Annotated in this window: 14 protein-coding genes; 4 read left to right on the forward strand and 10 right to left on the reverse strand. The window is 59.5% G+C overall.

What is annotated here, in order from left to right; genetic code table 11:
* Window positions 1-152 precede the first annotated feature (152 nt).
* Window positions 153-305 carry a DUF3309 family protein gene (locus M5B97_RS17500; RefSeq protein WP_065873322.1) on the forward strand — a complete coding sequence of 51 codons (153 nt, stop codon included), beginning with the start codon at window positions 153-155 and terminating at the stop codon, window positions 303-305.
* 265 nt (window positions 306-570) lie between these two features.
* Here M5B97_RS17500 and M5B97_RS17505 read toward each other — a convergent pair whose 3' ends face one another.
* The 5 genes from M5B97_RS17505 to M5B97_RS17525 form a co-directional block, all read right to left on the reverse strand.
* Entirely contained in the window at window positions 571-2,661 is a 2,091-nt protein-coding gene (locus M5B97_RS17505; RefSeq protein ID WP_123717588.1) for an LTA synthase family protein, read from the reverse strand.
* A gap of 359 nt (window positions 2,662-3,020) precedes the next feature.
* Window positions 3,021-3,212, reverse strand: coding sequence for a PLDc N-terminal domain-containing protein (locus tag M5B97_RS17510; RefSeq protein WP_003172956.1), 192 nt, complete (start codon window positions 3,210-3,212; stop codon window positions 3,021-3,023).
* 67 nt (window positions 3,213-3,279) lie between these two features.
* Window positions 3,280-3,810, reverse strand: a complete 531-nt coding sequence (locus tag M5B97_RS17515; RefSeq protein WP_123717587.1) for a hypothetical protein — start codon at window positions 3,808-3,810, stop codon at window positions 3,280-3,282.
* Between the two features lie 41 nt (window positions 3,811-3,851).
* Entirely contained in the window at window positions 3,852-4,367 is a 516-nt protein-coding gene (locus M5B97_RS17520; protein ID WP_134656832.1) for an ankyrin repeat domain-containing protein, read from the reverse strand.
* 97 nt (window positions 4,368-4,464) lie between these two features.
* Complete coding sequence (locus M5B97_RS17525; protein ID WP_248732151.1) at window positions 4,465-6,288, reverse strand: long-chain-acyl-CoA synthetase; 1,824 nt, start codon at window positions 6,286-6,288, stop codon at window positions 4,465-4,467.
* Between the two features lie 396 nt (window positions 6,289-6,684).
* Here M5B97_RS17525 and M5B97_RS17530 point away from each other — a divergent pair, with 396 nt between their 5' ends.
* Window positions 6,685-6,963, forward strand: coding sequence for a DUF3509 domain-containing protein (locus M5B97_RS17530; RefSeq protein ID WP_016970113.1), 279 nt, complete (start codon window positions 6,685-6,687; stop codon window positions 6,961-6,963).
* 59 nt (window positions 6,964-7,022) lie between these two features.
* On the opposite strand, the gene M5B97_RS17535 is transcribed toward M5B97_RS17530, so the two are convergent.
* The 4 genes from M5B97_RS17535 to aroC all read right to left on the reverse strand — a co-directional run bounded on the left by M5B97_RS17535 (window position 7,023) and on the right by aroC (window position 10,337).
* Window positions 7,023-7,292: a helix-turn-helix transcriptional regulator gene (locus M5B97_RS17535; protein ID WP_123717585.1), complete on the reverse strand. Its 270-nt coding sequence runs from the start codon at window positions 7,290-7,292 to the stop codon at window positions 7,023-7,025.
* A 207-nt stretch (window positions 7,293-7,499) separates the two neighbouring features.
* Window positions 7,500-8,030, reverse strand: coding sequence for an acireductone dioxygenase (locus M5B97_RS17540; protein WP_248732152.1), 531 nt, complete (start codon window positions 8,028-8,030; stop codon window positions 7,500-7,502).
* Window positions 8,027-9,190 carry an MFS transporter gene (locus M5B97_RS17545; RefSeq protein ID WP_123717583.1) on the reverse strand — a complete coding sequence of 388 codons (1,164 nt, stop codon included), beginning with the start codon at window positions 9,188-9,190 and terminating at the stop codon, window positions 8,027-8,029. Before M5B97_RS17545 ends, M5B97_RS17540 begins: the two co-directional genes overlap by 4 nt.
* A 55-nt stretch (window positions 9,191-9,245) precedes the next feature.
* On the reverse strand, window positions 9,246-10,337 hold the full coding sequence (gene aroC / locus M5B97_RS17550; protein WP_123717582.1) for a chorismate synthase: 1,092 nt from the start codon (window positions 10,335-10,337) through the stop codon (window positions 9,246-9,248).
* 143 nt (window positions 10,338-10,480) lie between these two features.
* On the opposite strand from aroC, the gene M5B97_RS17555 reads away from it, so the two are divergent.
* Window positions 10,481-11,443 carry an alpha/beta fold hydrolase gene (locus M5B97_RS17555; protein WP_248732153.1) on the forward strand — a complete coding sequence of 321 codons (963 nt, stop codon included), beginning with the start codon at window positions 10,481-10,483 and terminating at the stop codon, window positions 11,441-11,443.
* Between the two features lie 100 nt (window positions 11,444-11,543).
* Window positions 11,544-12,350 (forward strand): hypothetical protein, encoded by an 807-nt coding sequence (locus tag M5B97_RS17560; protein WP_134656837.1) that lies wholly within the window; start codon window positions 11,544-11,546, stop codon window positions 12,348-12,350.
* A 139-nt stretch (window positions 12,351-12,489) separates the two neighbouring features.
* Here M5B97_RS17560 and prmB read toward each other — a convergent pair whose 3' ends face one another.
* Window positions 12,490-13,398 (reverse strand): 50S ribosomal protein L3 N(5)-glutamine methyltransferase, encoded by a 909-nt coding sequence (gene prmB / locus M5B97_RS17565; RefSeq protein WP_248732154.1) that lies wholly within the window; start codon window positions 13,396-13,398, stop codon window positions 12,490-12,492.
* Window positions 13,399-13,595: the final 197 nt, after the last annotated feature.

Below are 13,595 nucleotides of genomic sequence, written 5' to 3' on the forward strand. Positions count from 1 at the left end.
TTAAAGGAAATAAGAAAGTTTGCAAAATGCTTTAAAGAAACAGGGAATTTTCTTCGCATGGGCAGAGTCGGAGGTATTAAGGCGCCCGTAAACAAAAGGCGAGCCTATCGTTAAATAACCGGTCTTTCCCCAAGGCCAATAAGGAAGAAAACATGAGCCTGATTCTGATCATTATCCTGATCCTGCTGTTGGTCGGCGGTTTGCCGGTATTCCCCCATTCGCGAAATTGGGGCTATGGCCCGTCGGGTATCCTGGGTGTTGTGCTGGTCGTTCTGCTGGTATTGATGTTGCTCGGCCGCATATAAACGCGCCCAAAAAAAAGGCCTCATATAGAGGCTTATGCCAGTCAGTTAAGGCTGAACGCTGTACTTGTGGCGAGGGAGCTTGCTCCCGTTGGGCCGCGAAGCGGCCCCACTCTTTGTTTACAAAGAATGGGACTGCTGCGCAGTCCAACGGGAGCAAGCTCCCTCGCCACAGGTTGCTTTTTAGCCTTTCTCTTTCTTAACCGACTGGCATTACTGATATAGAGGCCTCTTTACTCATATAGAGGCCTCTTTTTTTGCCGGCTAATTAGTCCGGCTTGCCATCCACCACACCTGCGGTGTTATCCAACAGGCTCTTAGTAGCGGTTTGCAGGAACGATTCAAGCTTCTGCTTCAACGCCGCTTCATCCGGTGATTCCGGGATCACTTTACCGGTCGGGTTTTCGCCCAGTTCGTATTCCCAAAGCTTGGGTGGCATCTCCTTAGGCAATACCAGCACGCGATCACCGGTGAGCAAGGCGACGGTCTGGTCGCTGCCCGATGGCTTGATCACGCCGAAGCCCTTGTCGCCTTCCGGCAGGTTCAGCAGGTCACGGCCCCAGCACTGGTGCAGGGTGTCACCGCCGAGGCGGCCCATGATGGTTGGGACGATGTCGATCTGGGTGCCCACGGTGTGGTCACGTACGCCGAACTTCTCCTGCATGCCCGGTGCGATCATCAGCATCGGCACGTTGAAGCGCCCCAGGTCCATCTCGGTGATCTGCTGTTCGTTACCAAAACCGTGGTCGCCCACGACTACGAACAGCGTTTCCTTGAAGTACGGCTCTTTGCGGGCCTTCTCAAAGAACTGGCCCAAGGCCCAGTCGGAGTAACGCATGGCGGTCAAATGTTCGTTGAGGCTGCCACGGTCGGTGACTTTCTCGACCGGCAATGGCGTCGGCAACGCGTACGGCGTGTGGTTGGACAGGGTTTGCAGCAGTGCGTAGAACGGCTTGCCGCCTTCGCGGGCTTTCAACTCTTCCAGACCACGGTTGAACATGTCCTGGTCGGACACGCCCCAGGTCGGGTCGGAGAACACCGGGTTGACGAAGTCGTTGCGCCCGATGAAGTTGGTCATGCCCTGGTTGCTGAAGAAGCCCGACTGGTTGTCCCAGGCAAAATCGCCGTTGTAGACATACACGTCGTCAAATTTGCGCGCGCTGAGCAACTGCGGCAGGCCCGATAGCTTGTGGCTGCCTTCGGGGGTCTGCATCAGGTATTCGAAGCCCGGCAGGTTCGGGAAGCACGCCATGGTGGCGAACATACCCTGGTGGGTGTGAGTGCCGTTGGAGAAGAAGCGGTCGAACAGCAAGCCTTCCTTGGACAATTTGTCGAAGTACGGCGTGATATTGCCCGGACGCCCCAGGGCGCCCACCGAGTGACCGGCGAAGCTCTCCATCAGGATCACCACGACGTTCTTGATCGGCAGGGTCTTTTCGGCCGGTGGCGTGAAGTCACGGCGCACGGCGGTGGTGTCGGTGTCCACCAGCTTTTCATGAGCCGGCAGTAGCAACATGTCGCGCACGGTCTGGGTCGCCAGCGGCTGGTCCAGGGTGGCTTTCCAGATGTTGGAACGCTCTTCGGAGAAACGCGCCTTGGCGGCGGCAATCAGCGACAGCGTGCCGTTCAAACCCAGCTGGTTGGCGAAGTTCGAGTCGGTGGTGTAGACATCCCCCCAACGCAGCGGTGGGCCCTGGCGCAGGGTACCGCGAATGGCGACGGTGGCGATGACCAGGCAGACCACGAACACCGCGATACGCGTGTACCACGGCGCCACCTGGCGCGTGCCGATACTGCCGCCGCTGAACGGGCCACGGGGGCGCGTCGCGCGGTCGGCACCTTTAAAGGCCATGCTCAGGATCAGCGTACCCACGGCCCAGGCCAGCAGGTAACGCACCACCGGGAAACCGTACCAAAGCATGCTCATCACGGTTTTCGGGTCTTCCTTTACATATTGGAAGACCAGGCCGTTGAGGCGCTGGTGGAACTCGCGGTAGAAGTCCATTTCCATCAGGCCCAGGAACAGGGCAATGCTGGACACGACGGTCAGCCACAAACGGAAGAAACCCCGCGCCGCCATGGCTCGAACGCTGAACAAGGCCAGCAGCAGCGGGACCAGCGCGTACATCACAAAACGGATGTCGAAGCGCGTACCGTTGGCGAACGCTTCCAGGAAGGTCGAGGCCGGCGTATCGAGGATCATCTCGCGGTTGTAGACCAGCAGCGCAAGGCGCAGCAGGGAGAACATCACCATCATGACCAGTGCGCAGAGCAGTGTGTACGCCAGATGGGATTTGACGGTCGGTTGCAGCAGGCGATTTGAAGCTCGCTGCTGATTCAGGGCGTCCGGGTTTGCCATGTCGTTTCAGGACCCATTGGAAGTTTAAGGTGCGAAGTAATGCAGTGGCGCGAATGGTGCCCGATCAACGGCGGCAAGGCTATTAATTACTGAACGCATACCACTGCCCCACCGTTAATGGCACTTGAGATAGAGCCTTTGATGGGGAATAAAGCCGGCGAATTGTCTTGGATAAGATGTGAAAATTTCGTGCAACGAATATTTCGACACACAAATCAACCGCTACAGTGAAACCCAATGAGAGAGGGGGCTTGCCCCCGATGGCGGCGTATCAGTCAACGAATGTGTCGACTGAATCGCTGCCATCGGGGCAAGCCCCCTCTTGCATTGACTGCTACCACTCCCTATGGAGTGCCGTGTCAGATCCGCACGTTGCCGCGCGGCCCGGCAATTGCCCAGATGATCAGGCCCAATACCGGCAACAGCAGGATCAACAAGATCCACAGCACTTTGGCGCCCGTGCTCGCGCCGCTTTTGAACACGTTGATGATCGCCCAGATATCCAACGCGAGAATGATCAGGCCGATCAGGCCATTAAAAGTGGAACCCATGGTGTCGCTCCTAAGTGGGGGCATGCACTTGTAGGATAGTCAGTGCTGACAGGGGTTCCGTTTTATTTCAGACGTGCACGGCAACGCGCAACGCTTCCAGGGACGGCTCGGCCTTGATACCGACTTCGGCGCACAGTTCCAGCACGCGCGGCAGGTCGTTGCCATACACCAGCACCATCTGTAGTTCGTCATCGAGCAATTGGCTGAAATTCATCAGCACGTAACCGCCGTCTTCCGGGCTGAGGGCGCTCATCTGGATTTGAATGCGGTTCAGCGCGGTGAGGTCGTCGGTCTTGGCCAGTTGCTTGGGCTTGAGGTTGAACGCCACGCCCGGGCCGAACGACGCAACGATCTGTGCAAACAGATCGCCGTAAGTGTCGGCCTGGAACAGCGCAGTCTCGGGCAAGCTGCCGACTACCACCCACTCGCCCAACGGCATAGGGAAAGTATCGTCGTAGTTGATATCCGGGTTGGCGGCCAGAAAAGCGACGGGGTCCGCGTAGGCCTGGGCAGCCTCGGTGGCGATGCGCGCCACTTCGTCCTCGCCCATGACGCCGGCGCTGATTTTGCTGATGAGTTCGACGAGGGCGGTTTTCATGGGCGGATCCTGTGGCAGGCTGGTTTTTGAGGGCGCGTAGCCTACACCAGTTTCTGCAACTGCGCCGCCGTATCCACCGCGCCCATGGTCCGCGCCGCTGCCAACGCCGTCGCGCCCTGGGCATCCACAGCCTTGGGGTTCGCACCCTGGCCGAGCAAGTAGTCGACCATTTCAACGCGATTGAACATCGCTGCCATCATCAACGCGGTGCGGCCATCCGAGGACGCGGCATCCACCGGCGTGCCGCCTTCGATCAGGGCCTTGACCACGGGCAGGTTGCCCTTGAACGCTGCGCCGGCGATCGGCAGTTGGTTCTTGTCATTGGCGATCTGCGGGTCCGCCTTGAACTCGAGCAGCACTTTTACCGCCTCGGCGTGGCCGTGGTAGGCCGCAAGCATCAGCAACGTGTCGCCATTATGGTTGCGAAAGTTGGCCGGCAAGCCTTTGGCCAGCAGCGCGGCGAGCATGGCGGCGTCGCCTTTGCGGGCCACATCGAAGACCTGCTCGGCAAATTCGGCGGCTTCGTCTTCGGTCATTTGTTTGGCGCGGTCTGTCATGTGAGGGCTCCGTAACGGGTGCTGTATATGGCGCCCAGTGTCGCTACGGAGTTCCCCACTGTCATGGCTTTTTTGTCAAAACCCGTCATAGGCAGAATCAATAGCGATACTGACCACCCTGAATCTGCGCCAGCAATTGCCCAGTGACCGGCACGTAGCAATCGGAACCCGGCAGCCACGCATAGACGGGGTCATTGCCTGCCTTGTCCGGGTCGAATGCCTCTTCCTTGAGCTTGCCCTTCTGGTATTTGAAGGTGCCGGTGGTTTCCATCTTCACCTTGATCCGCAGGAACAACGGTACTGCATAGTGCGGCAATTGGCCGTGGGCAAATTGCAGCAGCTCACGCATGTCCAGCGATGCCAAGGACTCGCTCGGGGTGATCGCGACCATGCCCGCGCGGCCGTTGGTGTTTTCGATCTCGACGCCGTAGGCCACCACCTCGGCGATCTGTGGGTGCTGCAACAGCACGTTCTCCACTTCGGTGGTCGATACGTTTTCGCCCTTCCAGCGATAGGTATCGCCGAGGCGGTCGACGAATTGCGCATGGCCGAAGCCGATACTGCGCAACAAGTCGCCGGTGTTGAAATAGCGGTCGCCCTTCTCGAACACGTCGGTGAGCACCACTTTGCGGTTCTTTTCCGGGTCGGTGTAACCATCGAAGGGTGACTTTTGATCAATCCTGGCCAGCAGCAACCCCTGCCCGCCCGTTGGTACCTTGCGCATCAAACCATCGCTGCCACGCAGCGGCTCGCCCGTATCGTGGGCGTAGTCCACCAGCGCCCAGTGCTGCAGGCAAAAACCGATGGTGTTGTCGAAGTTCAAGATGTTGGTGAAGCCGATATTGCCGTCACTGGCGGCATACAGTTCGCAGATGTGCTCAACCCCATAGCGTTGCTTGAACTGCGTCCACACACCAGGACGCAGGCCATTGCCCACCATCTTGCTCACCCGGTTATCGCGGTCTTGCGTGCTGGGCGGCTGATCGAGCAGGTAACGACACAGCTCACCGACATACCCCAGGGTGGTCGCGTTGAATTTCCGTACATCGTCCCAGAACTGGCTGGCGCTGAATTTGCGGCGAATGGCGAACCCCGACGCCCCGACGATCGCCGAGCCCCAGCACACACACAGGCCGGTGCCGTGATACAGCGGCAAGGTGCAATACAGAACGTCGTCCGTGCCCATGTCCAGGGCGATGCTGCCGAAGCTGACCGCGGTTTTGGTCCAGCGTCCGTGTTTCATGATCCCGGCCTTGGGCAAACCGGTGGTACCGGAGGTGTAGATATAGAAGCAGGGATCGTTGAAGAAGATGTGCCTGGTGCTGTCAGGGTTACTTTCCGGGCTGCCGGCGCTGGCGGCCATCAGGTCTATATAGCTGTCCGGCACCGCGCACTCGGGCTGATCCGCGACACACCAGGTTCTGCCCGCCTCAATCGGCACTTGATCGCGCACCGCCGTGTGGGCGGCCGCCAACTCCGCGCCCACGACGATCGCTACCGGGCCCACCAGGTTCAGGCTGTGCACCAGCGCTGCCTGGGTTTGTGACGTGTTGAGCATGGCGCAAATACCGCCCAGCTTGGCCACGGCCAGCACGGTCAGGAGCAGTTCGGGACGATTTTCGATAAACACCGCGACCACATCACCCTTGGCGATGCCCTGGGCGTGCAGGTGGTGCGCAATGCGGTTGGCGCGCTGGTTGGTCTCGCTGTAGCTGAGCACGCGGTCGCCATACAACAGTGCAGCGCCCTGGGGATTACGCAGGGCAGCCTGTTCAAAGTACCAACCGAGTCCGCAAGGCTGTTCGGGGTCAGTGACATTCGCAGCGCGCATACCCCGCACGACCCGTGGCAGCGCTCGAACAATGGCGGGCACCTTACGCAGCATCATGCCCCAGGTGATCATGTCTTGCTGATTGCTCATGGCGGAACGTCCTTTTTTCTTATTCTTGGTCTGACCCACAAACAACGGTGCTCCTGTGAGCAGGAGCCCGAACGTCTTGAAGGAAAATACGCCAGCGATTCTTCAGCTGTACACGCAGGATTTGAAAAGTTTTGTATCCCGGACACGCAACGCACAAAAACGGAATTTTGCGGCGGTTAAGCAGTCATTAGCAGTACCTGCAGCCCAAACGCTCCGCGCCTGATAACGCAAAATGCAGGATGCACGATGGCCATTCATGCAAATTGCACGAAAACGAAATTCTTAATATTTTATAACTTATTGATTTATAACGATTTTTTAATCATCTCAATACTGGCACAAACGCTGCACCTATCACTCCATGCTTGCCAACTTGAGCCAACGGAGCTGATAGACATGAGCCTGATCCAAGACAAATTCGCTTCTGTATTTTCCCAATACGACGTCACCACTCAGCCGCGTCCCGATGGTGGCATCCTGTTGACCCTGCGTAATAGCGAGGGTAAACAGGTCAAGCGTTCGATTTCCTACCAGCAGCTGCACACCGCCGATCAACTGACCTGGGTGATCAGCGCCATCCGCCGCGACTTGGCCGAACAAGCCAGTGAGCTGCCACAGATCTCGATGCTGCAAAGCCAGAACCGCTTTGCGCTGCCGACTTACCATTCGGCGTAAACCACGCGCAGTAAAAAGGGCCGCGACACCTTCAAGTGTCGCGGCCCTTTTTGTTGTTTTCAGCACAAGCCCTTGCGGACCGCTTCATTCATCGCTTGTACCCGGTTGGTCACGTCCAACTTGCCGTAGATGTTGCGCAGATGGAACTTCACCGTGGCTTCGGAAGTGGCCCGAATCCGGCTGATCTCCCAGACCGTTTTACCCTCCGAGGCCCATCGCAGGATCTCCAGTTCCGCCGGGGTCAAGGGCTTGCCGGACAGATTCATGCGTTTTTCGATAGCCGTCGGCAGGATATCCAGCGGGTGACATGACTCGACGGGGTCACTCATTGCTCTCTCCTTTTATTTACAAACCCCCTGCCATCCTTCGGATTCCTCCTATTGACAGGCGATATAAACATTGAATTCGCAGAGAGTTACATAACGAAAGGAATGAAAGCGTGGGACGCAAAATAAACAGCCAAAACTTACGAGCAATTAAGCTTCTTCCCACAGCAACTTCACACTTACCGGGGTTGAACATTCAAAAACTTGTGCTTAGTCATCCAATCCTGGAAAAAGGCGCGCAATTGCGTCACCGCTCAACTGGGGTACGCCGCCTTCAGCAGTGTTAAACATGCGCAGCGTCACACAATGCGGGTTCTCACCCATGTCAAACCAATGGGGCAGACCGGCAGGGATCACCAACAGATCATTTTTCTCACAGCGCACGCCGTACACGTAGTCACCGAGATGCAGGTTGAACAGCCCTTGGCCCGCGATGAAGAAGCGTACTTCGTCTTCCCCGTAGCGGCGCTCGTCGAGGAACCGGGCGCGCAACTCCTCCTTCTGCGGGTGATCACCGGTCACGCTGATCACCTCGACGGCCGCATAGCCCAGGGTGTCGATCTGTGGCTGGTACGCCGCGATCATGGCAGCGTCGCTGGCGCCCTTTTCAATGACACCAGGCTGCCAACGCTCGAACCGGACGCCATGTTCAGCCAGGGTGGAGTGGATATCGTCAAAGTGGGTCAGCACCTTGTTCGGGGTATCGGGTGTGGCGACGTGGTAGACGGCTACATAACTCATTGCACGGTTCCTTGATTCGGCTCTTGCAATCGAAGGCCAATGATAACGGCAGCGGCCAGCGCCGCGACGCTGGCAATACTAAAGGTGAAGGTCGGCCCCAACAGGTTCCAGCTATAACCGGAATACAGGGCGCCGACGGCACCGCCCGTGCCCGCCAAGGCGGCATACAACGCCTGGCCCTGGCCTTGCTGGCGGGCGCCGAAGCTACGTTGCACGAAGGCAATCGCCGCTGCATGAAAGCTGCCGAACGTGGCGGCGTGCATCACTTGCGCCAGCAGCAGCACCCAGAAACACTCAGCCAATGTGCCCAGCAGTAACCAGCGCAGGGCTGCCAGCAGGAAACTGGCGAGCAGCACCCGGCGTACGGAAAAACGCGCGAGGATGCGGCTCATGGCCAGGAACATCAACACTTCCGCCACCACCCCCATCGCCCACAGCATGCCGATCACGCCTCGGCTGTAGCCCAAATGTTCGAGGTGCAGCGTGAGAAAGGTGTAATACGGCCCATGACTCATTTGCATCAATGCCACGCAGGCATAAAACGCCAATACCCCGGGGCTGCATAATTGCTTGAGAAAACCGTCGCCGGCCAAGCGGCTGCCATGGGCGGCGGGTTGCGCATTTGGCACCCATAGGCTGGCACCGATGATGCCGGCCATGATCACCACGACCACCACCGGGTAGATATCCAGGCTCAGCCAGTCAAACAAGCGGCCCATGATGACCACGGTCAGGATAAAACCGATGGAACCCCACAGGCGGATCTGGCTGTAGCGCGAGGTCTGTTTTTGCAGGTGGGCCAGGGTGATTACTTCAAACTGAGGCAGCACCGCGTGCCAGAAGAACGCATGCAGCGCCATCACCATGGCCAGCCAGGCGTAGGTCTTGCTGACGAAGATCAGTGAAAAGCTCGCCAGGGTGCACACCGCGCCAAACCGTACGATGGCCAGGCGCCGACCGCTGTAGTCGCCGAGCCAGCCCCACAGGTTCGGTGCCACGCAGCGCATCAACATGGGGATGGCCACCAATTCGCCGATACGCGCGCTGGGGAACCCCAGATGATCGAAGTACAGCGCCAGGAAGGGCGCCGTTGCGCCCAGCAGGGCGAAATAGAACAGGTAGAAGCTGGAAAGGCGCCAGTATGGAAGAGCGGGCGTCATGCGTGGGGCTGCTTCGCAACCCGGCGCGAGCAAGCCCGCTCACCCGCACAAGCCGTCACAGCTGGCCCAGCACCGGGGTACTCACGCGTACATCGGCGTTCTGCCCACGATTGCGCAGCAGGTGGTCCATCAACACGATGGCCATCATGGCTTCGGCAATCGGCGTGGCGCGAATGCCCACGCACGGGTCATGACGGCCCTTGGTGATTACGTCCACCGGGTTGCCATGCACATCGATCGAACGGCCTGGCGTGGTGATGCTCGATGTGGCCTTGAGCGCCAGGTGCGCAACAATCGGCTGACCGGAGGAAATGCCGCCGAGGATGCCACCTGCGTTGTTGCTCAGGAAACCCTGCGGCGTCAGTTCGTCGCGATGCTCGGTGCCGCGCTGGGCCACGCAGGCGAAACCGGCGCCGATTTCCACGCCCTTCACCGCGTTGATGCTCATCAGGGCATGGGCCAACTCGGCATCCAGGCGATCGAAGATCGGCTCGCCCAGGCCCGGCTTCACGCCTTCGGCAACCACGGTGATCCTGGCACCGACGGAGTCCTGATCGCGGCGCAACTGGTCCATGTAGGCTTCCAGTTCCGGCACCTTGTCGGGATCGGGGCTGAAAAAGGCGTTGTCTTCGACGCTGTCCCAGGTCTTGAACGGGATTTCGATCGGGCCCAGTTGGCTCATGTAGCCACGGATGACGATGCCCTGGGTCGCCAGGTATTTCTTGGCAATCGCACCGGCCGCCACACGCATCGCAGTCTCGCGGGCCGAGCTGCGGCCACCGCCGCGGTAGTCGCGCTCGCCGTATTTGTGATGATAGGTGTAGTCGGCGTGGGCCGGGCGGAACAGGTCCTTGATCGCCGAGTAGTCCTTGGATTTCTGGTCGGTGTTGCGGATCAGCAGGCCGATGGCGCACCCGGTGGTGCGACCTTCGAATACGCCGGAGAGGATTTCGACCTCGTCGGGTTCCTGGCGCTGAGTGGTGTGGCGACTGGTGCCGGGCTTGCGACGGTCGAGGTCACGCTGCAGGTCTTCCAGGGACAGCTCGAGGCCGGGCGGGCAGCCGTCGACAATGGCGACCAACGCCGGGCCATGGCTTTCGCCCGCGGTGGTGACAGTGAACAGCTTGCCGAAGGTATTGCCGGACATGCAGGGCGCTCCGTGAAATCAGTTGAATCAAGTCAACCGTAATAACTTAAGGCGGCCAGTATACGCAGGCTATCGGACTAGTTCATCCTCGAAACCTTACCGGTAGACGTTGGTCCAACCGGCACCTTCCTGATGATGGCGCGATGATGCTGCGAGTTTTGCTTTTGACCCTCACCCTGTTTTCCAGCCTTGGCTTCGCCGCCTCCCCCGTCGTGCTGCAACGGCCTATCAGCCTGGACACCGGCAGCGGCGAGTTGTTTGGTTCACTCTTGCTGCCCAAATCCGACAAGCCGGTGCCGGTGGTCCTCATCATCGCCGGCTCCGGCCCCACTGACCGCAACGGCAACAGCGCCGACGGCGCGCGCAACGACAGCCTCAAGCGCCTGGCCTGGGTCCTGGCGCGCCATAACATTGCCAGCGTGCGCTATGACAAGCGCGGCGTAGCCGCCAGCCTGGCCGCGACCCCCGACGAGCGCAACCTGACCCTCGACGCCTATGTGGCCGACGCCGTGGCCTGGGGCAAGCTGCTCAAGGCCGATACGCGCCTGGGCCCGCTGATCGTGCTGGGCCACAGCGAAGGCGCACTGGTGGCCGCCCTCGCCGCACCGCAGCTTGACCCGGCGGGCGTCATTTCCCTCTCGGGCAGCGCGCGGCCGGTAGACCAGGTAATTCGCCAGCAACTGGCCAACCATCTGCCTCCCGCCCTGTTGCTGCGCAGCAATGAAATTCTCGATCACCTCAAGGCCGGCCAAGTGGACGCCGATGTGCCCCGTCCACTGGAAGGTATTTTCCGACCCAGCGTGCAGCCGTATCTGATCAGCCTGTTCCGCGCCGATCCTTCGGCCGCCTTCGCCAGATTGAAGATGCCCGCCCTGATTATCCAGGGCACCCACGATATACAGGTGGGTGTCGGCGATGCTCAGTTGTTGAAAAACGCCAAGCCGGACGCGCAATTGACGGTGATCGAGGGAATGAACCACGTGATGCGCATCATCCCCAAGGATGTTAAGGAACAACTGGAGTCCTACAACGACCCGCAACGGCCCCTCGCCGCCGAGCTGGGCCAACGCATCGTGCGCTTTATCGACGGACTTGAGCCCCGTTAAGCGACTATTTGCCTCCAGTCCTGAAGAACACGGCCGATAAGGCCAGAGTCGACAGCAAAAAAGACTGTCGACTCGCAAGGCTTGGACAGGATCGCGCCGCATGACAACCACCGAAGCAACACCAGAACCTACCGCCGATGCCCCGGCTGAAAAACCCGAGGTCGTCGAGGCGGCGGCACTGCCGTGGGCGGACGTACAGGCCGAACACTTCAAGATGCTGCGCCTGGCCCCCCTGGCCACGGATCGCGCGACCGGCGTGCGGCCATTGCGCTTTGTGCAGTTCGGTTATGCCGAGCGCCATGACAAACATCGCAGCCTGTTGCGCATGATCATCCAGTTGCCGGCGCAACGGGTGCGCCGTGAGCAGAACCACCTGGATATCTGGGTCGATCACGATACCCACCGCGTGCACTTCGGCCCAGGCAACAGCCTGGAGATCGAGCCGGCCAACCGGGGTCTTGGTCGCTTCCTGGTCGCCCAGGGCGCCGCATGGGCGAAAAAGAAGTGGTCACACTACCGCGTCGACGGCGTGGACCTGGCCAACAAAGACGCACTGAACGAAGCCACGCGCCTGCGGCGCGATCATTTCCTGCGCGTCCAGGGGTTCGACGTGGCCTATGCCGACGTTCAGCACCTCAAAGGCAACGTACAGCCGGGCAAAGTCAGCGAAGTGCTCGACAGCTGGAACACCGAGAAGGTGCAGTTCGTGGAGATTCTCGAGGCTGCACAAATGCTGCAACAGGCCGAGCACAACCTGGCCGAACAGGAAGTGAAGCTGCGCAAGGAAGAGGAGAAGGTCACCAAGTTCAAGCGTGAGGACAGCGGGTTGCGCTTCACCATTACTTGCCTGGTTGCGTTTACCGTGTTTCAGGCGGGCTTGCTGATCTGGATTGCGACGCACCGCTGAAACCGGTCGGTGCAATGACATAAGTGTGAATGCAAGAGGGGGCTTGCCCCCGATGACGGTGTGCCAGTCAATTCATCAGTGACTGAACCACAGCTATCGGGGCAAGCCCCCTCCTACATTTCCAACGGCGCTGCTGCCGTCAGACCCTGGCGGCGAACACCGCTTGATGCGCTCGGCACTGCTCAGCCGTCAACATGAACACGCCATAGCCACCCCGCTGGAAGTCCAGCCAGGCAAAGTCCACTTCCGGGTACAACGCCTCGACGTGCACCTGGCTGTTGCCGACTTCAACGATCAGCAAGCCCTTCTCGGTCAAGTGGTCCGCCGCCTCGGCCAGCATGCGCCGCACTAGGTTCAAGCCATCGTCACCACAAGCCAGGCCCAGCTCCGGCTCGTGCTGATACTCATCCGGCATGTCGGCAAAATCTTCGGCATCCACATACGGCGGGTTGGACACGATCAGGTCGAACCGCTGGCCCGGCAGGCCGTCAAAGCCATCGCCTTGCACGGTATAAACGTGCTGATCCACGCCATGGCGCTCGATGTTCTGGTTGGCGACTTCCAAGGCTTCGAAGGACAAGTCGCCCAGTACCACCTCGGCGTCCGGGAACTCATAAGCACAGGCAATACCAATGCAACCCGAGCCCGTGCACAGGTCGAGAATGCGCGCCGGCGGCTGGGCCAACCAGGGCTCGAAGCGATTTTCGATCAGCTCGCCAATCGGTGAGCGCGGGATCAACACGCGTTCGTCGACGATAAACGAAAGGCCACAGAACCAGGCTTCTTTCAGCAAGTAAGCAGTGGGCAGACGCTCGTGGATGCGGCGATGCAACAAGCGCTGCACATGGGAGATTTCCTCTTCTTCCAGGTTGCAGTCCAGGTAGCTGTCGGCGATTTCCCAAGGCAGGTGCAAAGCACCGAGCACCAATTGCCGGGCTTCGTCCCAGGCATTGTCGGTACCATGGCCGAAAAACAGGTCTTCCCCATGGAAACGGCTGACAGCCCAACGGATATGGTCGCGCACAGTGCGCAGGCGGGATGTAATCACGGGGGCAAGCTCCTGGAAAAAACGACTGGCGATTCTATCAGCCTTCGCCTGTCCCTTCGATGTACGAAAACACTTCACCACCCGTCGGATTTCATCCAATTTGCCATCATTGCACTAAACAAGCCGCCCACTTGACATCGCTGCACGTCAACAACGGCGTACCTTACGATGGTAGCGATTCACAGAACCGCTCAGCC

It is taken from the genome of Pseudomonas sp. MWU13-2517 (assembly GCF_023242545.1).
Taxonomy (GTDB): domain Bacteria; phylum Pseudomonadota; class Gammaproteobacteria; order Pseudomonadales; family Pseudomonadaceae; genus Aquipseudomonas.

Coding starts and splice junctions, on each gene's coding strand:
- M5B97_RS17515 (WP_123717587.1), bottom strand. CDS start 3,810: ATGAAAACCGCCCTCGTCGAACTCATCAGCAAAATCAGCGCCGGCGTC.
- M5B97_RS17555 (WP_248732153.1), top strand. CDS start 10,481: ATGATGCTGCGAGTTTTGCTTTTGACCCTCACCCTGTTTTCCAGCCTT.
- M5B97_RS17505 (WP_123717588.1), bottom strand. CDS start 2,661: ATGGCAAACCCGGACGCCCTGAATCAGCAGCGAGCTTCAAATCGCCTG.
- M5B97_RS17510 (WP_003172956.1), bottom strand. CDS start 3,212: ATGGGTTCCACTTTTAATGGCCTGATCGGCCTGATCATTCTCGCGTTG.
- M5B97_RS17535 (WP_123717585.1), bottom strand. CDS start 7,292: ATGAGTGACCCCGTCGAGTCATGTCACCCGCTGGATATCCTGCCGACG.
- M5B97_RS17545 (WP_123717583.1), bottom strand. CDS start 9,190: ATGACGCCCGCTCTTCCATACTGGCGCCTTTCCAGCTTCTACCTGTTC.
- M5B97_RS17560 (WP_134656837.1), top strand. CDS start 11,544: ATGACAACCACCGAAGCAACACCAGAACCTACCGCCGATGCCCCGGCT.
- M5B97_RS17540 (WP_248732152.1), bottom strand. CDS start 8,030: ATGAGTTATGTAGCCGTCTACCACGTCGCCACACCCGATACCCCGAAC.
- M5B97_RS17525 (WP_248732151.1), bottom strand. CDS start 6,288: ATGAGCAATCAGCAAGACATGATCACCTGGGGCATGATGCTGCGTAAG.
- M5B97_RS17500 (WP_065873322.1), top strand. CDS start 153: ATGAGCCTGATTCTGATCATTATCCTGATCCTGCTGTTGGTCGGCGGT.
- M5B97_RS17520 (WP_134656832.1), bottom strand. CDS start 4,367: ATGACAGACCGCGCCAAACAAATGACCGAAGACGAAGCCGCCGAATTT.
- M5B97_RS17530 (WP_016970113.1), top strand. CDS start 6,685: ATGAGCCTGATCCAAGACAAATTCGCTTCTGTATTTTCCCAATACGAC.
- aroC (WP_123717582.1), bottom strand. CDS start 10,337: ATGTCCGGCAATACCTTCGGCAAGCTGTTCACTGTCACCACCGCGGGC.